At 61.2% G+C, this 20,526-nt stretch carries 19 protein-coding genes; 15 read left to right on the forward strand and 4 right to left on the reverse strand.

The features are described from left to right. Window positions 1-68 precede the first annotated feature (68 nt). The 5 genes from alc to DWF74_RS07095 all read left to right on the forward strand — a co-directional run bounded on the left by alc (window position 69) and on the right by DWF74_RS07095 (window position 5,985). On the forward strand, window positions 69-1,064 hold the full coding sequence (gene alc, locus DWF74_RS07075) for an allantoicase (protein WP_115580670.1): 996 nt from the start codon (window positions 69-71) through the stop codon (window positions 1,062-1,064). Between the two features lie 96 nt (window positions 1,065-1,160). Beyond that, complete coding sequence (locus DWF74_RS07080; protein WP_102860801.1) at window positions 1,161-1,664, forward strand: ureidoglycolate lyase; 504 nt, start codon at window positions 1,161-1,163, stop codon at window positions 1,662-1,664. Window positions 1,665-1,715: 51 nt separating this feature from the next. Beyond that, on the forward strand, window positions 1,716-3,029 hold the full coding sequence (locus DWF74_RS07085; RefSeq protein WP_110594654.1) for a urate hydroxylase PuuD: 1,314 nt from the start codon (window positions 1,716-1,718) through the stop codon (window positions 3,027-3,029). 172 nt (window positions 3,030-3,201) lie between these two features. Next, a complete protein-coding gene (locus DWF74_RS07090) occupies window positions 3,202-4,560 on the forward strand; it encodes a nucleobase:cation symporter-2 family protein (RefSeq protein ID WP_102860799.1) in 1,359 nt (452 codons plus the stop codon). Between the two features lie 639 nt (window positions 4,561-5,199). Continuing rightward, window positions 5,200-5,985: an outer membrane protein OmpK gene (locus DWF74_RS07095; protein WP_102880513.1), complete on the forward strand. Its 786-nt coding sequence runs from the start codon at window positions 5,200-5,202 to the stop codon at window positions 5,983-5,985. Window positions 5,986-6,063: 78 nt separating this feature from the next. Here the strand turns inward: DWF74_RS07095 and DWF74_RS07100 are convergent, their stop codons facing one another. Beyond that, entirely contained in the window at window positions 6,064-6,843 is a 780-nt protein-coding gene (locus DWF74_RS07100; RefSeq protein WP_240322034.1) for a FadR/GntR family transcriptional regulator, read from the reverse strand. A gap of 167 nt (window positions 6,844-7,010) precedes the next feature. Between DWF74_RS07100 and DWF74_RS07105 the strand changes: the two genes are divergently transcribed. Together DWF74_RS07105 and denD are read left to right on the forward strand one after the other, a co-directional pair. After that, window positions 7,011-8,321 carry an MFS transporter gene (locus DWF74_RS07105; RefSeq protein ID WP_115580671.1) on the forward strand — a complete coding sequence of 437 codons (1,311 nt, stop codon included), beginning with the start codon at window positions 7,011-7,013 and terminating at the stop codon, window positions 8,319-8,321. Between the two features lie 16 nt (window positions 8,322-8,337). Continuing rightward, window positions 8,338-9,312 carry a D-erythronate dehydrogenase gene (gene denD / locus DWF74_RS07110; RefSeq protein WP_102860796.1) on the forward strand — a complete coding sequence of 325 codons (975 nt, stop codon included), beginning with the start codon at window positions 8,338-8,340 and terminating at the stop codon, window positions 9,310-9,312. A 44-nt stretch (window positions 9,313-9,356) separates the two neighbouring features. Here denD and DWF74_RS07115 read toward each other — a convergent pair whose 3' ends face one another. After that, window positions 9,357-10,514 (reverse strand): patatin-like phospholipase family protein, encoded by a 1,158-nt coding sequence (locus tag DWF74_RS07115; RefSeq protein ID WP_102860795.1) that lies wholly within the window; start codon window positions 10,512-10,514, stop codon window positions 9,357-9,359. A gap of 50 nt (window positions 10,515-10,564) precedes the next feature. After that, window positions 10,565-11,497: a lipid A biosynthesis lauroyl acyltransferase gene (locus DWF74_RS07120; protein WP_102860794.1), complete on the reverse strand. Its 933-nt coding sequence runs from the start codon at window positions 11,495-11,497 to the stop codon at window positions 10,565-10,567. Between the two features lie 122 nt (window positions 11,498-11,619). Here DWF74_RS07120 and minC point away from each other — a divergent pair, with 122 nt between their 5' ends. The 7 genes from minC (at window position 11,620) to DWF74_RS07155 (ending at window position 18,308) form a co-directional block, all read left to right on the forward strand. Continuing rightward, window positions 11,620-12,357: a septum site-determining protein MinC gene (minC, locus tag DWF74_RS07125; RefSeq protein WP_102860793.1), complete on the forward strand. Its 738-nt coding sequence runs from the start codon at window positions 11,620-11,622 to the stop codon at window positions 12,355-12,357. Between the two features lie 200 nt (window positions 12,358-12,557). Beyond that, window positions 12,558-13,370 (forward strand): septum site-determining protein MinD, encoded by an 813-nt coding sequence (minD, locus tag DWF74_RS07130; RefSeq protein ID WP_011062650.1) that lies wholly within the window; start codon window positions 12,558-12,560, stop codon window positions 13,368-13,370. Then, window positions 13,370-13,624, forward strand: coding sequence for a cell division topological specificity factor MinE (gene minE / locus DWF74_RS07135; protein ID WP_007898843.1), 255 nt, complete (start codon window positions 13,370-13,372; stop codon window positions 13,622-13,624). Before minD ends, minE begins: the two co-directional genes overlap by 1 nt. A gap of 92 nt (window positions 13,625-13,716) precedes the next feature. Continuing rightward, window positions 13,717-14,352 (forward strand): RluA family pseudouridine synthase, encoded by a 636-nt coding sequence (locus DWF74_RS07140; RefSeq protein ID WP_102860792.1) that lies wholly within the window; start codon window positions 13,717-13,719, stop codon window positions 14,350-14,352. Window positions 14,353-14,492: 140 nt separating this feature from the next. Beyond that, window positions 14,493-15,782: a M18 family aminopeptidase gene (locus tag DWF74_RS07145; RefSeq protein WP_077934615.1), complete on the forward strand. Its 1,290-nt coding sequence runs from the start codon at window positions 14,493-14,495 to the stop codon at window positions 15,780-15,782. Window positions 15,783-15,865: 83 nt separating this feature from the next. After that, a complete protein-coding gene (locus tag DWF74_RS07150) occupies window positions 15,866-16,072 on the forward strand; it encodes a hypothetical protein (RefSeq protein WP_102860790.1) in 207 nt (68 codons plus the stop codon). Window positions 16,073-16,151: 79 nt separating this feature from the next. Next, a complete protein-coding gene (locus tag DWF74_RS07155) occupies window positions 16,152-18,308 on the forward strand; it encodes a mechanosensitive ion channel family protein (RefSeq protein WP_102860789.1) in 2,157 nt (718 codons plus the stop codon). 39 nt (window positions 18,309-18,347) lie between these two features. Here DWF74_RS07155 and DWF74_RS07160 read toward each other — a convergent pair whose 3' ends face one another. Further along, entirely contained in the window at window positions 18,348-19,061 is a 714-nt protein-coding gene (locus tag DWF74_RS07160) for a UTRA domain-containing protein (RefSeq protein WP_102860788.1), read from the reverse strand. Window positions 19,062-19,424: 363 nt separating this feature from the next. Between DWF74_RS07160 and DWF74_RS07165 the strand changes: the two genes are divergently transcribed. Next, the gene (locus DWF74_RS07165) at window positions 19,425-20,492 is read left to right on the forward strand and encodes an ABC transporter substrate-binding protein (protein ID WP_102860787.1); all 1,068 of its coding nucleotides are present in this window, start codon (window positions 19,425-19,427) and stop codon (window positions 20,490-20,492) included. Window positions 20,493-20,526 lie beyond the last annotated feature (34 nt).

Consider the following 20,526-nt stretch of genomic DNA (forward strand, 5'->3'; position numbering starts at 1 on the left):
GGATGCCCCCACGCCACTCCCGGTTCTACGTGCATCCCAAGCCACCTATTTCAAGGCAGACAAGAAGAATGAAAGCTTACGCCGCCCCTTTCGAGAAGTTCGTCAACCTGGCCGACGCGCGCCTGGGCACCAAGATCATCTCGGTCACCGATGACTGGTTCGCTGACGCGAACCGGCTGTTCCAGCCAACCCCGGCTGTCTGGAAGGAAGGCGTGTTCGATGACAACGGCAAGTGGATGGATGGCTGGGAATCCCGTCGCAAGCGCTTCGAAGGCTACGACAGCGCAGTGATCCGCCTGGGCGTGCCAGGCTCGATCAAGGGCGTGGACATCGACACCTCGTTCTTCACCGGCAACTTCCCGCCATCGGCGTCCCTGGAAGCCTGCTTCCTCAGCGAAGGCGAACCTGGCGAAGACACCCAGTGGGTCGAAGTGCTGTCTGCTGTCGAGCTGCAAGGCAACAGCCATCACTACCACGAGATCAACAACCATCAGCCCTTCAGTCACCTGCGCTTCAATATCTATCCGGATGGCGGTGTAGCGCGCCTGCGGGTCTACGGTACGCCGTACCGCGACTGGTCGGCCATCGCTGACAACGAACAAGTCGACCTGGCTGCGGCCCTAAACGGCGGTCGTGCCCTGGCCTGTTCCGACGAACACTTCGGACGCATGGGCAACCTCCTCAACCCGGGCCGCGGCATCAACATGGGCGACGGCTGGGAAACGGCCCGCCGTCGCACTCCCGGCAATGACTGGGTGATCGTCGCCCTGGGCCATGCCGGCGAAATCGAGAAGATCATCGTCGACACCCTGCACTTCAAGGGCAACTACCCGGACAGCTGCTCGATCCAGGGCGCATTCGTCAAGGGTGGCACCGACAGCCAGATCGAAACCCAGAGCCTGTTCTGGCGTGAACTGCTACCCAGCCAAAAGCTGGAAATGCATGCCGAGCACAGCTTTGTCGAGCAGATCAAAGCCCTGGGGCCGATCACCCATATCCGCCTGAACGTGTTTCCGGACGGTGGCGTCAGCCGCTTGCGTCTCCTGGGCAAGGTCGCGAAATAGACGTCCCCCATCGCAGGCCAGCCCGCACCTGTTGGAGCAAGCTGGCTCGCGATGACCGCAAAACAGACAAAACACACTCAAGATAAGAAGAACAGCATGCGCACATTGATGATTGAACCCCTGAGCAAAGAAGCCTTCGCCCCTTTCGGTGACGTGATCGAAACCGACGGCAGTGATCACTTCATGATCAACAATGGTTCGACCATGCGCTTCCACCGCCTGGCAACGGTTGAAACCGCCCAGCCGGAGGACCAGGCGATCATCAGCATCTTCCGCGCCGACGCGCTGGAAATGCCGTTGACCGTCCGCATGCTGGAACGCCATCCGCTGGGCAGCCAGGCCTTCATTCCGCTGCTCGGCAACCCCTTTCTGATCGTGGTCGCGCCACTTGGCGATGAACCTGTATCAGGCTTGGTCCGCGCCTTCGTCAGTAATGGCAGGCAGGGCATCAATTACCATCGCGGCGTCTGGCACCACCCGGTGCTGACGATCGAAAAGCGGGATGACTTCCTGGTGGTTGATCGCAGTGGCAAAGGCAATAACTGCGATGAGCATTTCTTCAAAGAGGATGAGTGTTTGATCCTCGCCCCCCACCAATAAGAGAAGGTCTGATCACCCGACAACAAGGGTGACAGGCAAGAGGTAAAGACTGTGGAAGCACATCTGTTGGAATGGCTCAACCTGAGCGTGCGTTGGGTACATATGATCACTGGTGTGGCCTGGATCGGCGCATCGTTCTATTTCGTCTGGCTGGAGAACAACCTCAATCGCGTCAACCCCAAGGACGGCCTGTCCGGCGACCTCTGGGCGATTCACGGTGGCGGTATCTATCACCTGGAAAAATACAAACTGGCCCCGCCCTCGATGCCGGAGAACCTGCACTGGTTCAAGTGGGAAGCCTACTTCACCTGGCTGTCGGGGATTGCCCTGCTGTGCCTGGTGTTCTACTACAACCCGATGCTCTACCTAGTTGCCCCCGGCAGCGGCCTGACCGGCCCTGAAGGCGTGGCCATCGGTATCGGCGCGTTGATTGCCGGCTGGTTCGTCTACGACTTCCTCTGCGATTCGCCATTGGGCAAGAAACCTGCCCTGCTCGGCTTCATCCTGTTCGTTCTGCTGATTGCCGCCGCTTACGGCTTCAGCAAAGTGTTCAGCGGCCGTGGCGCATACCTGCATGTGGGCGCCATCATCGGCACCATCATGGTGGGCAACGTATTCCGCATCATCATGCCGGCCCAGCGCGCACTGGTGGCGGCGATCGCGGAAAACCGCACACCTGACCCGACCCTGCCGGCCAAGGGCCTGCTGCGTTCGCGTCACAACAACTACTTCACCCTGCCTGTGCTGTTCATCATGATCAGCAACCACTTCCCGAGCACCTACGGTAGCCAGTACAACTGGTTGATCCTGGCCGGGATCGCGGTCCTGGCGGTGCTGGTACGTCACTACTTCAACACCCGGCATGACAGCCACAAGTTCGCCTGGACCCTGCCCGTTGCTGCACTGGGCATGATCTGCCTGGCTTACGTGACTGGTCCGACGCCAGCTCCCAGCGCCCCCGAAGTAGCCAAGGCCGCCGGCCAGATCGAGTACCAGCCCCTGCCGGAAACTGCACTGGGCGGTGGTGCCAAACCCGCGGCGCCAGCCAGCGCAGAAGCCCCGGCGGCTCCAGCGGCAAGTCCGGCACAGGCATCCAGTGCCGGGCCATCCTTTGACAAGGTACATAACGTGATCCAGGAGCGCTGCACGGTTTGCCATTCGGCCAAGCCCACCAGCCCCCTGTTCAGCACGGCACCGGCCGGGGTGATGTTCGATACCCCGGAACAGATCCGCCTGCAAGCCGCACGTATCCAGGCCCAGTCCGTCGCCAGTCAGATCATGCCATTGGGCAACATCACTCAGATGACCCAACAGGAACGTGAACTGATCGGTGCCTGGATTGCCCAGGGCGCCCAGACCAACTGATCAGCGCCTGTCGCCGGGCCGATTCGCGAGCAAGCTCGCCCCTACAGAACCGGACTCATCTGTAGGGGCGGGCTTGATTGCCATCAGCCGCTCAAGCTTCACCCGTTGCAGACACGCTGCGCGTAAAGACGCAGCGGTTAAATCACAAGAATAAAAAGATCCGAGGTGTTGCATGTCCGATTCATCCGAACAGTGCGTCCCCGATGCGCCCGCCATTCAGCGTCTGCCCTTCTTGCAACTGATCCTGGTCGGTCTGCAACACGTTCTGCTGATGTACGGCGGTGCAATTGCGGTGCCGCTGATCATCGGACAGGCCGCGGGCCTGAGTCGTGAAGAAATCGCCTTCCTGATCAATGCCGACCTGCTGGTAGCGGGGATCGCCACCATCGTCCAGTCACTGGGCATCGGCCCCATGGGCATTCGCATGCCGGTGATGATGGGGGCCAGCTTCGCCGCCGTCGGCAGCATGGTGGCCATGGCCGGCATGCCTGGGATCGGCATGCAGGGGATTTTCGGTGCGACCATCGCCGCAGGGTTCTTCGGCATGCTGATTGCGCCGTTCATGTCCAAGGTGGTGCGGTTCTTCCCGCCCCTGGTCACTGGGACGGTCATCACCTCGATCGGTTTGTCACTGTTTCCAGTGGCGGTGAACTGGGCCGGCGGCGGCAGCGCTGCCGCGCAATTCGGGTCACCCATCTACCTGGCTATCGCCGCGCTGGTGCTGGGCACTATCCTGTTGATCCATCGCTTCATGCGTGGCTTCTGGGTCAATATTTCCGTGCTGATCGGCATGGGCCTGGGCTACATCCTCTGCGGCCTGATCGGCATGGTTGACCTCAGTGGCATGGCCCAGGCGCCCTGGCTGCAGGTGGTCACGCCGCTGCACTTCGGCATGCCGCAGTTCCATCTTGCCCCCATCCTGTCCATGTGCCTGGTGGTGGTGATCATCTTCGTCGAGTCCACCGGGATGTTCCTGGCCCTGGGCAAGATCACCGGCCAGGAGGTCACCCCGCGCATGCTGCGCCGCGGCCTGCTGTGTGATGCCGGGGCGTCGTTCTTCGCCGGTTTCCTCAACACCTTCACCCACTCTTCCTTCGCCCAGAACATCGGCCTGGTGCAGATGACCGGGGTGCGCTGCCGTTCCGTGACCATCGTCGCCGGTGGCCTGCTGATCATCCTCAGCCTGCTGCCCAAAGCAGCGTTCCTGGTGGCCTCGATTCCTCCAGCGGTACTGGGCGGCGCAGCCATCGCCATGTTCGGCATGGTGGCCGCCACCGGGATCAAGATCCTCCAGGAAGCCGACATCGCTGACCGCCGCAATCAGTTGCTGGTGGCTGTGAGCATCGGAATGGGCCTAATTCCCGTGGTCCGCCCGGAGTTCTTTGCCCACCTGCCGCTGTGGATGAGCCCCATCACCCACAGCGGCATTGCCATGGCGACCTTGAGTGCCCTGGTGCTGAACCTGCTGTTCAACATCCTCGGCGGCAGCGAGCGCGCGGCCAACAGCGCCCACCACGCTCATCAGCATTGAGTCGCCCCCCCCCCGGGCGCCGGTTCAGCGCCCGGGGGCCGCTACACCGTTCACGCTTGAATGCAGCGCTCGGCCCCCAGGACCGAGCGCCGCCCACAGACGCCGCGCCTTGACAATAAAAACAAACAGGGAGCACTCCTATGCAGCCTGCCCAGGCCCCTCTGGCGGTGGCCGCTCCATGGCCATTGGCGCCGGCCCATCGCCCCGATGGCCAGCGATCATTGCCCGGCTATTGCCCTTCATTACGGATACCTGCCTGATATGGCCGGCCGGCCTGCCCCAAAGTGGTTGCAAGTGCGCCGTTGCGGCGCACTTGAGCCCTGCCGTGAGAGCCAGTATTCTCCGCGGCCGCGCAAATCTGGTCTAAAAAAAAGCCCGGATGAAAAACCTGACCCAAGAGCCAACTTATCCCGGCCTGGACAGGTAACAAGGCGCCCGAAAATATCGCGAAAACACTCTCGCCCGGCTGTATCGCTACAGCTGGACGGGAGTTTTTTGCTTTTTTTCGGCCTTGGCTCAGCTCTTGCTAAAAGCAACAAAGCTGACCGATCAGATGGTTTTTTACAGCAAAGAAAAAAGGCGCCACACCAGAGCGTCAAGCCAAAAAAAACGTGGAACTACCTACTTGGGAGCAACCGAATGAAATCGATGTGCAAGAGCCTGATGTTGGCCACCAGTCTGCTGGCCGGGGGGCAGGCCGTGGCTGGCGACCTGTTGCAATGGCAGAACAACAGCCTGACTTACTTGTATGGCAAGAACTTCGAAGTCAACCCGCAGATTCAACAGACGGTCACCTTCGAACACGCCGACGCCTGGAAGTACGGGGACAACTTCTTTTTCCTCGACCGCATCTTCTACAACGGCAAGGAAGACGGCAATGTCGGCCCGGACACCTACTACGGCGAGTTCTCGCCACGCTTGTCGTTCGGCAAGATCTTCGACCAGAAACTGGAATTCGGCCCGATCAAGGACGTGCTCCTGGCGTTCACTTACGAATTCGGCGAAGGCGACAATGAGTCCTACCTGATCGGCCCGGGCTTCGACCTGGCAGTACCGGGCTTCGACTACTTCCAGCTGAACTTCTACCAGCGCCACACCGAAGGCAGCCGCGCGGGTGACAACGTCTGGCAGATCACTCCGGTGTGGTCCTACACCATTCCCGTGGGCCGCTCGGACATCCTGATCGACGGTTTCATGGACTGGGTGGTGGACAACGACCAGAACGCCAAAGGCACCTACCACGCCAACCTGCACTTCAACCCACAGATCAAATATGACCTGGGCAAGGCACTGAACTGGGGCGCCAAGCAGCTGTACGTCGGTTTCGAGTACGACTACTGGAAGAACAAATACGGCATCAAGGATTCGCGTAACTTCGAGACCAACCAGGACACCGCCAGCCTGTTGGTCAAATACCACTTCTGATACCCCCTGAGACGGCCGGCCCTCATGTTCCGATGAGAGCCGGCCACTCAGACTGATGGGCCAGCGCGACGCTGCCTATCAGGCAAGACGTGATCCGGAGTCCCGCCAGAATCCCGGATCGGCACTCTTGAGCCGCTCCACCGCATTGTGGATGTGGCTCAGCGCTGCTTGCCGCGCCCCGTCGACATCACGCGCGGCGATGGCCCCATAGACCGCGAAATGCTCATCGCGCACCGAGTGCGCCAGATCCCGGCGCCGCTCCTCATTGGAACGGGTAATGCGGATCGCCTCCTTGATGAACTGGGCAATGAACTCATGCAATGAGGGATACAGCGGATTGCCGGTGGCCTGGGAAATCGACAAGTGAAACGCCAGGTCCTGCTCCACGCCGTCCTGGCCGGCCTGCTCGGCCACATCGATGGCCAGCAATGCCTGATGGATCGCCTGCAGTTGCTCGGGGGTGTGCCGCTGCGCCGCCAGCGCTGCCGCCTCGCCCTCGATACCACGTCGCAGTTCAGTCACCCGCAGAACCGCCTCGATCGACCCGCGTACATCCAGATCGATAGTGAAGGCCTTGATATGCGCGCCCTCGCTGACCACGGTGCCGCTACCTTGGCGCACCTCCACCAGCCCGGCCGACTTCAAGCGCGAAATCGCCTCGCGGATGACCGTACGGCTGACCCCGAAACGCTCGCACATAACCGGCTCGGTGGGCAGCCGCGAACCCGGCAGGGCCTCGCCACTGGCGATATGCGCCTTGAGTGCCGCAGTCACTTGATCCGCCAGGGTGCCCTTGGCCGCATCCTTGAGCGTCGCCAGGGAGTCGACGGCGAGGGAAGAGTTGTCAGGCTTGGACATGGGTATCTCTGTATTCAAAGTGGCTAACGGTACTGCATTTCATGCACGCCGTCCCGCTCGGTATCCGGCCGTTGAATTCGTATGATGTATTATGATATCTAAGACGCCTCAGCAAGTCCGATAAAAACAAAATCACCCAAATACAAGAAAAAAGGATGGGTAAAGACATGACTGAATCACTGTCGCAAACTGCCGCCCGCTCCCCCACCGTTTCCTTTGAAGACCTGGCCTATCGCAAAGTCGCCTGGCGCATCCTGCCGTTGCTGCTGCTGTGCTACCTGGTGGCCTACCTGGATCGAGTCAACGTCGGCTTCGCCAAGTTGCAGATGTCCGAAGACCTGCAATTTTCCGAAGCGGTCTACGGGCTGGGCGCGGGGATTTTCTTCATCGCCTACTTTCTGGTGGAAATTCCCAGCAACCTGATCCTGCATCGGGTCGGTGCGCGCCTGTGGATCGCTCGCATCATGATCAGTTGGGGCATCATTTCCTCGTGCATGGCTTTCGTCAGCACCCCTACCTCTTTCTATGTGATGCGCTTTCTGTTGGGCATCGCCGAGGCCGGGTTCTATCCGGGGGTCATCCTCTATCTGTCGTACTGGTTCCCTTCCAACCGCCGCGGCAAGATGTACGCCCTGTTCGCTACCGCAGTACCGCTTTCGGGGTTGATTGGCGCGCCGCTGTCCGGCTGGATCATGAGTGCCCTCAATGGCCACCAGGGCTTTGCAGGCTGGCAATGGATGTTCTTCCTCGAAGGCTTGCCGTCGATCCTGGTGGGCGGCCTGGTGATCTACTGCCTCAGCGACCGTATCGCCGACGCGGGCTGGTTGACCCGCCAAGAAAAAAACCTGCTGCAGGCCCGAATCGAGGCCGAGGCCGACGGCCATCAGGTTCACAGCGTCAGGCAAGTGTTCGGGCAACCCCGGATCTGGCTGCTGACCGCCATCTATTTCTGCATGATCGCCGGCTTCTACACCGTTGGCTTCTGGCTGCCCTCGCTGATTCGCCAGGCCGGCGTCAGCGACGTGTTCGAGGTCGGCATGCTCACGGCGATTCCCTATGCCGCGGCAGCGCTGACCATGGTGCTGATCTCCCGCAGCGCCGACCGCTTGCGCGAACGCCGTTGGCATCTGGCGCTGACCGCCGTGCTTGGCGGTATCGGCCTGATGATTTCCGCCACCTGGAGTGACAACTTCACGGTATCGATGATCGGCCTGACCCTGGGGGCCATGGGCGCCTTCAGCACCCTGCCGCTGTTCTGGAGCCTGCCCACGGCCTTTCTCGGCGGCACCGCGGCCGCCGCCGGCATTGCCCTGATCAACTCCTGGGGCAACCTCGCCGGCTTTGTCTCGCCCTACCTGATGGGCTTTCTCAAAGACCTGACCCAAAGCACCACCATCGGCATGTACGTCATGGCCAGCGCGTTGTTCATCGGCGCCCTGCTGGTCTTCAAGATTCCCGGAAAACTCGTCAATCGCTGAACACTTGGAGCCACTCATGAATATTCTTGTCACCGGCGCGGCCGGCTTTCTCGGACGGCGGTTGATCGAAGCCTTGCTGCAACGGGGCACACTCACCGACCGTCACGGCCAATTGCAGCCCATCAAGCGCATTACCGCATTTGACCGCGAGCCCGTGCAGGGCCTCGATGACCCACGGGTGCAGGTCAAGGAAGGAGACATTAGCGATGAACAGGTGCTGGCCAAACTGATCGACGCCGACACCGATAGCATCTTTCACCTGGCCGCCGTGGTCTCCAGCCAGGCGGAAGGCGATTTCGAACTGGGCATGCGGGTCAACTTCAGTGCGACCCAAGGTCTGCTGGAACGGGTGCGTCAGCTGGGCTCCTGCCCAAAGTGGGTGATGACCAGTTCTGTGGCCGTCTTCGGTGGGCAACTGCCGGAGAACGTCGACGATGATCAGGTCTGGGCTCCGCAAAGCTCCTACGGGACCCAGAAAGCCATGAATGACCTGCTGCTCGCCGATTACAGCCGACGCGGCTTCGTCGATGGTCGCAGCCTGCGCATGCCCACCATCGTGGTGCGGCCAGGCAAACCGAACCTGGCGGCGTCCAGCTTCGCCAGCGGTATCATCCGCGAACCCCTCAATGGCCAGGCCAGTGTCTGCCCGGTGGCCCCGGATACCCGACTCTGGTTGATGTCTCCAGCCCGGGCCATTGCCAACCTGATCCATGGTCATGAGCTGGCCGCAGAGCGCTTGAGTCAGGGCCGAGTGATCAACATGCCCGGTCTGTCGCTGACCGTGGCGCAGATGATCGACGCGCTGCGGGAAGTGGCCGGAGACGAAGTTGCCCAGCGTATTCAGCTACGCCCGGACGCCAGGATCGAACGCATCGTCGGCTCCTGGCCGGGAGCCTTCAGTGCCAGATATGCCAGCGAGCTGGGTTTTACCGCGGACGAGGATTTTATCGGTGTAATCCGCCAGTTCATCCAGGACTACCTGCCTCACTGACCTCAGGCTGGGAAAATCCCGGGCTCATCGGCTGAGCCCGGGCTTCAACCCTTAAGGCCCAGAAACCGCGCCAACTCCTCGCCCTTGGCCAGGGCGTCACTGCGCCCCAGTTCGATCAACTCGCTGCAATACGACGCCTCGAACAGCAAATAGCTCAGGACCCCGGCACCACTGGTCCGGGTTGCCCCCGGTCCGCGCAGGAACAAGCGCAGTGCCGCTGGCAACTCCTGCCGGTGCCGCGCCGCTATTTCGTCGATCGGCTGACTCGGGGCAATCACCAGCACTTCCACCGGCGCAATACCCAAGCCGCGATCCGCCGCACTGCCAGGTAACAGTCGACTGAAATGATTGAGCCGCTCCAGCAGTTCGATATCGCTTTCCAGGCTGTCAATGAAGGTGCTGTTGAGCATATGGCCACCAATCTGCGCCAGAGTCGGCTGCTGCCCGGTGTAAGAACGCTGCCGGGTGGCGTCTGGATCATTGCCCCGCGGGTTGCCACTGACCCCCACCACCAGCACGCGGCTGGCCCCCAGGTGCAACGCCGGGCTGATGGGCGCCGACTGGCGCACGGCACCGTCGCCGAAATACTCCTGGTCAAGCTTCACTGGCGCGAACAGCAAGGGGATCGCCGCGCTGGCCAGCAGGTGGTCCACCGTCAGCTGCGTGGGAACGCCGATGCGCCGATGACGCAACCAGGGATCGATGACCCCACCACCTTGATAAAAAGTCACCGCCTGTCCGGATTCGTAGCCGAAAGCCGTCACCGCTACCGCATGCAGTTGGCCTTGGGAAATGGCCTGGTTGATGCCCGAAAGATGCATGTGCTGATTGAGCAGGTCACGCAGCGGCGAGTTGTTGATCAGCGCCACCGGCACCTGTGCACCGAGCCCCAACAGGCTATGGCCGACAAAACGACTGGCTTGGCGAATCACTCCCGGCCAATCGCTGCGCATCACCTGATCGCTGCGAAAGCTGCGCCAGAATGCCGTGAGGCGTTCGATTGCCGCGGGAAAATCCGTGGCCCCACTGGCCAGGCTGACCGCATTGATAGCCCCGGCAGAGGTACCAACGATCACCGGAAACGGATTGCGCGCCCCAGGCCCCAACAGCTCGGCAATCGCCGCCAGCACGCCCACCTGATAGGCGGCCCGGGCACCACCGCCGGAAAGAATCAAACCTGTGATCGGTTGCGCAACACTCATCAACTCACTCCATCCGTGGCGCACAAGGTCCGGCAATCAATGCCAGGTGGTCAACCGCGCTTCTTGTAAAGCTTGGGCTCGCCCGGCGGCCGGCTCTTGAAGCGTCGATGGGCCCAGAGGTACTGCTCGGGACAGGCGCGCAACGCACTTTCCACCCACTGATTGATCCGCAGGCAATCCTCTTCTTCAGTGGCACCGGGAAAATCCGTCAGGGGTGCATGAATCACCAGGCGATAGCCGCTGCCATCGGCCAGGCGCTCCTGGGTGAAAGGCACGACCAGCGCCTTGCCCAGGCGGGCGAACTTGCTGGTGGCGGTCACGGTAGCCGCCTGGATGCCGAACAACGGCACGAACAGGCTCTGCTTGGCGCCATAGTCCTGGTCCGGTGCATACCAGATGGCCCGACCGGAACGCAGCAGCTTGAGCATGCCGCGCACGTCCTCTCGTTCCACGGCCAGGGAATCCAGGTTGTGTCGCTCGCGGCCACGACGCTGAATGAAATCGAACAGCGGGTTCTTGTGCTCGCGGTACATGCCATCGATGGTGTGCTGCTGCCCCAGCAGCGCCGCGCCAATTTCCAGGGTGGTGAAGTGCAGGGCCATGAGAATCACCCCGTGACCTTCGCGCTGGGCCTGCTTGAGGTGTTCCAGGCCTTCGACATGGGCCAGGCGCGCCAGACGCTGCCTGGACCACCACCAGCTCATGGCCATTTCGAAGAAGGCGATCCCGGTGGAGGCGAAGTTTTCCTTGAGCAGGCGCTTGCGCTCTGCGGCGGTTTTTTCCGGGAAACACAGTTCCAGATTGCGTCGGGCGATAGACCGTCGATCGCCAGCTACTCGGTACATCAACGCCCCCAGGGCGCGACCGATTTGCAGGAGCACGGGATAAGGCAGCTGGACGATCAGCCATAACACGCCAAGTCCCAGCCACAGCGGCCAGAAACGTGGAGACAAGAATGCAGCTCGAAAACGCGGGCGATCCATTACAGATTCCGGGACAGACAACAAGGTCGCGCATTCTACATCGGTTCGACCTGGCTTGCGGGGCGCGGGCGATCTCGTTATAAGTCTCGGCACTTTTAGTGACAAGCCGCCTTCTGCAGACCATGAGCCAAACCGAATCGCTAGACCAAGATCCTGTGTTCCAGTTAAAGGGCAGCATGCTCGCCATCACGGTGCTGGAACTGGCCCGCAACGACCTTGAAGGCCTCGATCGCCAACTGGCCGCGAAGGTCGCCCAGGCGCCAAACTTCTTCAGCAACGCGCCACTGGTACTGGCGCTGGACAAGCTGCCTGCTGCCGAGGGCTCGGTGGATCTGCCCGGGCTCATGCGTGTCTGCCGCCAGCACGGTCTGCGTACCCTGGCAATCCGCGCCAGCCGGATTGAAGACATTGCAGCAGCCATCGCCGTCGATCTGCCAGTACTGCCACCTTCCGGTGCTCGGGAGCGCCCACTCGATCCGCCGGAAAGCGAGGTCAAGAAAGTACCGGAAAAGCCGCCTGAACCAACCGTCAAACCGACCCGCATCATCACTTCGCCAGTACGCGGCGGACAGCAGATCTATGCCCAAGGTGGCGATCTGGTGGTGGTGTCCTCGGTCAGCCCCGGCGCGGAACTTCTCGCCGATGGCAATATCCATGTATACGGCCCAATGCGTGGTCGGGCGCTGGCTGGCGTCAAAGGTGACACCAAGGCACGGATTTTCTGTCAGCAATTGAGCGCTGAACTGATCTCCATCGCCGGTCAGTACAAGGTTTCCGAAGACCTGCGGCGCGACCCTTTGTGGGGCTCTGGAGTCCAGGTCAGCCTGTCGGGTGACGTGTTGAACATCACACGTCTTTAACGGATACTGCCGCATTTTCCAAGCATCTCTAAAACGTAGCGATTACGGCTCAAACGAAGTAGGAAATTGGCAATCAGCAGAGTTTATCGACGATAAACCCTGCCGCTGACCGAGCTCCAGCCAAGGCTGTCCGACTGCAGTAGTTTTCAAGAGATGTTTTTCAGGGGCTAAAAGTCCTTTTTCCTTAGGGGTGAAACACCTTGGCCAAGATTCTCGTGGTTACATCCGGCAAGGGTGGTGTGGGTAAAACCACCACCAGCGCCGCTATCGGTACCGGCCTCGCTCTGCGTGGTCACAAAACAGTTATCGTCGACTTCGACGTCGGCCTGCGTAACCTCGACCTGATCATGGGTTGCGAGCGTCGCGTGGTGTATGACTTCGTCAACGTGGTCAATGGCGAAGCCAACCTGCAGCAAGCCCTGATCAAAGACAAGCGCCTGGAAAACCTCTACGTACTGGCCGCCAGCCAGACCCGCGACAAAGACGCGCTGACCCTGGAAGGCGTGGAAAAAGTCCTGATGGAACTCAAGGAAACTTTCGAGTTCGTGGTCTGCGACTCCCCAGCCGGTATCGAGAAAGGCGCCCACTTGGCCATGTACTTCGCCGACGAAGCGATTGTCGTGACCAACCCTGAAGTCTCCTCGGTCCGCGACTCCGACCGTATGCTCGGCCTGCTGGCCAGCAAGTCCCGCCGCGCCGAAAAAGGCGAAGACGCGATCAAGGAGCACCTGCTGTTGACCCGTTACAACCCGGAGCGCGTCAGCAATGGCGAAATGCTTGGCGTTGAAGACGTCAAAGAAATTCTCGCAGTGACCCTGCTGGGCGTGATTCCGGAATCCCAGGCCGTGCTCAAGGCTTCCAACCAGGGCGTGCCGGTGATTCTCGACGACCAGAGCGATGCGGGCCAGGCCTACAGCGACGCGGTCGATCGTTTGCTGGGCAAAACCGTGGAACACCGGTTCCTTGATGTCGAGAAGAAGGGATTCTTCGAGCGCCTGTTTGGAGGTAGATAATGAATCTTTTTGACTTCTTTCGTGCCAGCAAAAAGGTCAGCACCGCGTCGGTAGCGAAAGAGCGTCTACAGATCATCGTGGCGCATGAACGCGGCCAGCGCAGCACCCCTGATTACTTGCCCGCCTTGCAGAAGGAACTGGTGGAAGTGATCCGCAAGTACGTCAATATCGGGTCCGACGACGTGCACGTCGCTCTGGAAAACCAGGGCAGTTGCTCGATCCTGGAACTCAATATCACCCTGCCTGATCGCTGATTGATCCGACGGGAGCCACGGCGGCTCGCTGACTTCATGCATAGCATTGAGGTCGGCGAGCCGCCGTTGGCGTTTGTTACGAGGCTGTTTTAATGCCGTTGTCGAATATCCACATCCTGCATCAGGACCCCGCCGTCCTGGTGGTGAACAAACCCACCCTGCTGCTTTCAGTCCCCGGTCGCGCCGACGACAACAAGGACTGCCTGATCACTCGCCTGCAAGAAAACGGCTACCCCGAAGCCCGTATCGTCCACCGACTGGATTGGGAAACCTCAGGGATCATTCTCCTGGCCCGGGACGCAGACACCCATCGCGAACTGTCGCGACAGTTTCATGACCGCGAAACCGAAAAAGCCTACACCGCCCTGTGCTGGGGCCAGCCGGAACTGGACAGCGGCAGCATCGATCTGCCCTTGCGCTATGACCCGCCAACCAAACCCCGGCATGTGGTGGACCACGAATTCGGCAAGCACGCCCTGACCTTCTGGCGAGTGCTGGAGCGCTGCGGCGACTGGTGCCGGGTCGAGCTGACCCCAATCACCGGCCGCTCTCATCAGTTGCGGGTACACATGCTGTCCATCGGGCACCCACTACTGGGCGATGGCCTCTACGCCCACCCGCAGGCCTTAGCCGCCTGGCCAAGGCTGTGCCTGCATGCCAGCATGCTCAGCTTCACTCATCCCCAGACCGGTGAGCGCCTGCGCTTCGATTGCCCCGCGCCCTTCTGACAGCGTTCTGCAGGAGCGGGTTTTCCGGCGAAGGCCCCCTGACGACCATCCCCCAGGTCGACAACCGCTTCGCCGGCAAGCCGGCTCCTACAGTGCCCTGCTATACGTTAAACTCGCGCCACTGCTGTCTGGAGCTACTTATGCGCGAAGAGTTGAACCAAGGCCTGATCGACTTCCTCAAGGCCTCCCCTACCCCTTTCCATGCCACTGCCAGCCTTGTTCAACGTCTGGAAGCGGCAGGTTACCAGCGCCTCGACGAGCGCGAGCCGTGGACCACCGAAGCCAACGGCCGCTACTACGTCACCCGCAACGACTCCTCCATCGTCGCCTTCAAGCTGGGCCGACATTCGCCCCTGCAAGGCGGCATCCGCCTGGTGGGCGCCCACACCGACAGCCCCTGCCTGCGGGTCAAGCCTCAGCCTGAACTGCAGCGCCAGGGTTTCTGGCAACTGGGTGTGGAAGTCTATGGCGGCGCACTGCTGGCTCCCTGGTTCGACCGTGACCTGTCACTGGCCGGCCGCGTAACCTTCCGCCGCGATGGCAAGGTGGAAAGCCAACTGATCGACTTCAAGGCCCCCATCGCGATCATTCCCAACCTGGCCATCCACCTCAATCGTGAAGCCAATCAGGGCTGGGCGATCAACGCGCAGAACGAATTGCCGCCGATCCTTGCCCAGTTTGCCGGTGACGAACGTGTGGATTTCCGCGCGGTCCTGACCGACCAACTGGCCCGCGAACACGGTCTGAACGCCGATGTGGTGCTGGACTACGAGCTGAGTTTCTACGACACCCAGAGCGCGGCGGTGATCGGCCTGCACGGTGACTTCATTGCCGGCGCACGCCTGGACAACCTGCTGTCCTGCTACGCCGGGCTGCAGGCCCTGTTGACAGCCGACAGCGAGGAAACCTGCGTACTGGTGTGCAACGACCATGAAGAAGTCGGCTCCTGCTCGGCTTGCGGCGCCGATGGCCCGATGCTCGAACAGACCCTGCGCCGCCTGCTGCCCGAAGGCGACGAGTTCGTCCGTACCATCCAGAAATCGCTGCTGATTTCCGCAGACAACGCTCACGGCGTGCACCCCAACTACGCTGACAAGCACGACGCCAATCACGGCCCGAAACTCAATGCCGGCCCGGTGATCAAGGTCAACAGCAACCAGCGCTACGCCACCAACAGCGAAACCGCCGGTTTCTTCCGCCATCTGTGCATGGCCGAGGAAGTCCCGGTGCAGAGCTTCGTGGTGCGTAGCGACATGGGTTGCGGCTCGACCATCGGCCCGATCACCGCCAGCCACCTGGGCGTGCGCACTGTCGACATCGGCTTGCCGACCTTCGCCATGCACTCGATCCGTGAACTCTGTGGCAGCCATGACCTGGCCCACCTGGTAAAGGTGCTGAGCGCCTTCTACGCCAGCCACGAACTGCCCTGAGTTGTCACCGCGGGCGCCCCTCAGGGGGCCCCGCCGGTTTCTGATACACATCAACCCGGGGCGCGGTAAAGCGACCTAGACTTATGAGTACTCTTCCTGACAAGGCCGTCGCCATGATCTCGATGTCTGCGTTCCACTCCATGCTCATCCCGATTCTCACGGGCATGATTCTCCTGGCCATCGGCTTCAACTTCCGGGACAAGAACCTCGGTGTGTTCAGCATGTGGATCGGCATGCTGCTGATTCTCGGCACTGTGGTTTACAAGATCCTCGCCAAACTGGCGGAATAAATGCCGCGCTCGCCCTCGCATTGAATTTGGCGGCCTCGTACACTCGGTTGATCCGATTTTCTCCGAGGTTGACCGCCCAGTGTTCGCTCGTCTTTTCGCCCTGCCCTGCTTTGCGCTTGTCTGCCTGCTGACCCTCCTGCCCCTGAGCAGTGCGCAGGCGGTTGGCCTGCCGGGCCTGCTGGGCAACCAGAGCAAACCGCAACCACAGGCCGAAGAGCCCCTGGGGCAGTCTTTGGACGAGGTGATCAAGTCACTGGAAAACGACCAGCAACGCGCCAAGCTGCTGGCTGATCTGAAAAAGCTCCGGGACGCCACGAAAAAAGCCCAGCCCGCCACTGAAGAAGGCGTGCTCGGCCTGATCGGCGGCACTCTGTCGAGCCTGGAGAAACAGTTCTCCGGCGCTGATAGCCCCTTGAACCGCTGGACCGACGAGTTCGATCAAGCCCAGGAAGAACTGTCGGCGTTGATGCTGCCAGCCAGCCAATGGCTACCGATCATTTTTGCCTTTGCCCTGATTCTCATGGTCTGGAGTCTGCTGGCGGCGGCGCTGATCTGGCTCAGCCACCGGGTGCGCCTGCGTTTCGGTCTCACCGAAGAACTGCCCCAGCACCCCAAGACCTGGGACTTGCTGCGCTTCGCCCTGCGCAAGCTCGGCCCCTGGCTGATCGCTCTGCTGATCACCGTCTACATGACCTACTCCCTGCCCTCGTCATTGGGCAAGGACCTGGCCATGGTCCTGGCCTACGCCCTGGTGGTGGGCACCTGTTTTTCGGCGATCTGTGTGGTGGCGTTTTCCGTCCTCGATGGTCCGCATCGTCATCGTGCCCTGTATATCCTGCGCCGCCAGGCGTTCCGACCACTGTGGTGGATCGGCAGCTTCGCCGCGTTCGGCGAGGCCCTGAGCGACCCTCGGATGGTGGCCAGCCTCGGCCAACACCTGGCCCATACCGCAGCGACTTTCGCCAATGTCATGGCGGCGCTGTCCACCGGGGTATTCATCCTGCGCTTTCGCCGGCCGATCGCGCACCTGATCCGCAACCAACCGTTGTCCCGGCGCCTGACCCGCCGCGCCTTGAGCGACACCATCGAAATCATTGGCACCTTCTGGTATCTCCCCGCCCTGGTGCTGGTGGGCATTTCGCTGTTCGCCACCTTCGTTTCCGCCGGCGACACCAGCACGGCCCTGCGCCAGTCACTGTTGTGCACGGTGCTGCTGGTGCTGTGCATGGTGATCAACGGCCTGGTGCGGCGCCACGCCCTCAAGCCCCAGCGTGGGCACAAGCGCCATGCGCTGTATTCCGAACGGTTGAAAAGCTTCTTCTATACCCTGGCCCATCTGGCGGTGTGGCTGGCGTTCATCGAACTGGGCCTGCGGGTGTGGGGCATGTCGCTGATCCGCTTCACCGAAGGCGACGGCCATGAAGTCAGCGTCAAGCTGTTCAGCCTCGCAGGCACCCTGATCTTTGCCTGGCTGATCTGGATCTTGAGCGACACCGCGGTGCATCACGCCCTGACCCGCTCGCGCAAGGGCCTGGCCAACGCCCGCGCACAGACCATGATGCCGTTGATCCGCAACGTGCTGTTCGTGGCGATTTTCATCATCGCCACCATCGTCGCCCTGGCCAACATGGGCATGAACGTCACACCGCTGCTGGCCGGTGCCGGTGTCATCGGTCTGGCCATCGGTTTCGGCGCCCAGTCGCTGGTGGCAGACTTGATTACCGGTCTGTTCATCATCATCGAGGACTCCCTGGCCATCGACGATTACGTGGATGTCGGCGGTCACCTGGGCACCGTCGAGGGCCTGACCATCCGCACCGTGCGCCTGCGGGACATCGACGGCATCGTGCACACCATCCCGTTCAGCGAAATCAAGAGCATCAAGAACTACTCCCGGGAGTTCGGCTACGCGATCTTTCGCGTGGCGATTCCCTACAACATGGAGATCGACGACGCAATCAAGCTGATGCGCGATGTGGGCCAGAAGATGCGTACCGATCCCTTGCAACGACGCAACATCTGGTCGCCTCTGGAGATCCAGGGAGTGGAGAGTTTCGAGTCCGGCAGCGCCATCCTACGGGCCCGCTTCAAGACCGCGCCGATCAAGCAATGGGAAGTGTCCCGGGCGTTCAACCTGTCCCTCAAGCGTCACCTGGACGAAGCCGGACTGGACCTGGCCACCCCGCGCATGAGCATCCAGGTGATCACCCCCGGCAGCGCCCCGGAAAAGCAATGACCCCGTAGGCGCCGTCTTGCCGGCCAACGGCACTGGCGTCTAAAGAACGTCAACGCCCACGTGAATTGCGTCATGCCGCCAGAATTCCAGATCACAGTCGATCAGCCGCTCGTGCTGGTCATAGTTGACCCGGGCGATGCGCAACCCGGGGCTGCCCACCGACACCTTCAAGGCCGCCGCCGCTTCCGGCTGCAATGAGGTGGGCACAATCTCGAAGCGCACCCGCCCGTAATGCAGGTCGTAATGCCGGGCATAGAGCTCGGTGATCGACTGGTTCAAATCCAGGTCGAGAATGTGTGGAAAGTACTTGGGGTTCAGGTAGTGCTCCACATACAGCACCAGCCGGTCATCGATGCGCCGCGCTCGACAGATCTGGATCACGCTGGACAGTGCCGGTAATTGCAGCCAGGCGCAGACCGCCGCCGACGCCGGTTGCAGGCGCGCCGAGATCACCTCAGTGGAAGGCACTCGCCCCTGGGCGCTGACCATGGCGTGGAAGTGACTGCGCTGCATCAGGTTGTAGGCCAGCCGCGGCGGCGAAACGAACCAGCCCCGGCGCTCCTCGCGGTAGATCTGCCCCTGGGCCTCCAATTGCAGCAGGGCCTCACGCACGGTGATGCGGGTGGTGGCGAACAACTCGCTGAGCTTGCGCTCGGCCGGCAGCTTGCTGCCGGGTGCCAACAGACCATGGGCGATCTGCTCCTGCAGGACCTGGCCGATGGCTGTCACCGCTTTGGTTGCATCAATACGCATCAACGTTACCTATCTGGACTAGACCAGCACTGATTCAGGGCAGCGCAGTGGTCGGGACAGCGCTCTGCAGCCGTGTCCAAAGCCTAGGCAATGCATATGACTGATAGATGACAACGCCGCTGAGCGAGCCTCTGGTGAACCTGCAAATTGCCCGCCAGAACCTTGCAGAACGGGTGTTTGGGCATGGTCTACGCTTATTTCGCAGCGCCGAACCTGCGCCCGAATCCATGCGCCGACCGTTGGCACCGACATCAAAGTGTCATCCAACACGCCTAAATTGGCTCAGGTATTGCTGACCTAGACCAACCCACCGCAAGACCGTCGATAACAACGCAGCGTTGAACACGCCCAAAGGAGCTTCGGATGAAACAGCTTTTCCTGGCATCACTGTTAGGTTCGACCATTGCCCTGTGCACCGCCGCCATGGCTGCTGACAACGATTTGAAAACCCTGGAAGCCGCTGCGAAAGCAGAAGGCGCGGTGAACAGCGTCGGCATGCCCGACGACTGGGCCAACTGGAAAGGCACCTGGGAGGACCTGGCGAAAATCTATGGCCTCAAGCACATCGACACCGACATGAGTTCGGCCCAGGAGATCGCCAAGTTCGCTGCGGAAAAAGACAACGCCAGCGCCGACATCGGCGACGTCGGCGCCGCCTTCGGCCCCATCGCAGTCAAGCAGGGTGTGGCCCAACCCTACAAACCCAGCACCTGGGCCCAGGTCCCGGACTGGGCCAAGGACAAAGACGGCAACTGGGCGCTGGCCTATACCGGCACCATCGCCTTCATCATCAATAAAAAGCTGCTGCACGGGTCTGAGGCGCCGAAGAGCTGGGCAGATCTGGAGAAAGGCAAGTACAAAGTCTCCATCGGTGACGTGAGCACCGCAGCCCAAGCCGCCAACGGCGTGCTGGCCGCGGCCATCGCCAAGGGCGGCGACGAAAAGAACATCCAGCCGGCGCTGCTGATGTTCGCCGAGATCGCCAAGCAGGGGCGCCTGTCCCTGGCCAACCCGACCATCGCCACCATGGAGAAAGGTGAAGTGGAAGTGGGCGTGGTCTGGGATTTCAACGGCCTGAGCTACCGCAACAAGATGGTCAACAAGGATGACTACGAAGTGCTGATCCCATCCGACGGCTCGGTCATCTCCGGCTACACCACCATCATCAACAAATACGCCAAGCATCCCAACGCCGCCAAGCTGACCCGCGAGTACATCTTCAGCGATGCCGGCCAGACCAACCTGGCTCGCGGCAATGCGCGCCCGATCCGGGCCGAGCATCTGACTCTGCCGGCGGACGTCCAGGCCAACCTGCTGCCCAACGAGCAATACAAGCACGTAACCCCGATCAAGGACGCCGATGCCTGGGAGAAAACCTCCAAGTCCCTGCCGCAGAAGTGGCAGGAAGAAGTGATCATCAACATGCCGTAATACTGCATCAGTCGTAGGAGTCGGCTTGCCGGCG

Source organism: Pseudomonas protegens, assembly GCF_003363755.1.
Classification (GTDB): domain Bacteria; phylum Pseudomonadota; class Gammaproteobacteria; order Pseudomonadales; family Pseudomonadaceae; genus Aquipseudomonas; species Aquipseudomonas danubii.

What these genes read in the sequence shown, in the direction of transcription:
- alc (WP_115580670.1), top strand. Translation starts at nt 69, where the DNA reads ATGAAAGCTTACGCCGCCCCTTTCGAGAAGTTCGTCAACCTGGCCGAC.
- DWF74_RS07080 (WP_102860801.1), top strand. Translation starts at nt 1,161, where the DNA reads ATGCGCACATTGATGATTGAACCCCTGAGCAAAGAAGCCTTCGCCCCT.
- DWF74_RS07090 (WP_102860799.1), top strand. Translation starts at nt 3,202, where the DNA reads ATGTCCGATTCATCCGAACAGTGCGTCCCCGATGCGCCCGCCATTCAG.
- DWF74_RS07095 (WP_102880513.1), top strand. Translation starts at nt 5,200, where the DNA reads ATGAAATCGATGTGCAAGAGCCTGATGTTGGCCACCAGTCTGCTGGCC.
- DWF74_RS07100 (WP_240322034.1), bottom strand. Translation starts at nt 6,843, where the DNA reads ATGTCCAAGCCTGACAACTCTTCCCTCGCCGTCGACTCCCTGGCGACG.
- DWF74_RS07105 (WP_115580671.1), top strand. Translation starts at nt 7,011, where the DNA reads ATGACTGAATCACTGTCGCAAACTGCCGCCCGCTCCCCCACCGTTTCC.
- denD (WP_102860796.1), top strand. Translation starts at nt 8,338, where the DNA reads ATGAATATTCTTGTCACCGGCGCGGCCGGCTTTCTCGGACGGCGGTTG.
- DWF74_RS07115 (WP_102860795.1), bottom strand. Translation starts at nt 10,514, where the DNA reads ATGAGTGTTGCGCAACCGATCACAGGTTTGATTCTTTCCGGCGGTGGT.
- DWF74_RS07120 (WP_102860794.1), bottom strand. Translation starts at nt 11,497, where the DNA reads ATGGATCGCCCGCGTTTTCGAGCTGCATTCTTGTCTCCACGTTTCTGG.
- minC (WP_102860793.1), top strand. Translation starts at nt 11,620, where the DNA reads ATGAGCCAAACCGAATCGCTAGACCAAGATCCTGTGTTCCAGTTAAAG.
- minE (WP_007898843.1), top strand. Translation starts at nt 13,370, where the DNA reads ATGAATCTTTTTGACTTCTTTCGTGCCAGCAAAAAGGTCAGCACCGCG.
- DWF74_RS07140 (WP_102860792.1), top strand. Translation starts at nt 13,717, where the DNA reads ATGCCGTTGTCGAATATCCACATCCTGCATCAGGACCCCGCCGTCCTG.
- DWF74_RS07145 (WP_077934615.1), top strand. Translation starts at nt 14,493, where the DNA reads ATGCGCGAAGAGTTGAACCAAGGCCTGATCGACTTCCTCAAGGCCTCC.
- DWF74_RS07150 (WP_102860790.1), top strand. Translation starts at nt 15,866, where the DNA reads ATGAGTACTCTTCCTGACAAGGCCGTCGCCATGATCTCGATGTCTGCG.
- DWF74_RS07160 (WP_102860788.1), bottom strand. Translation starts at nt 19,061, where the DNA reads ATGCGTATTGATGCAACCAAAGCGGTGACAGCCATCGGCCAGGTCCTG.
- DWF74_RS07165 (WP_102860787.1), top strand. Translation starts at nt 19,425, where the DNA reads ATGAAACAGCTTTTCCTGGCATCACTGTTAGGTTCGACCATTGCCCTG.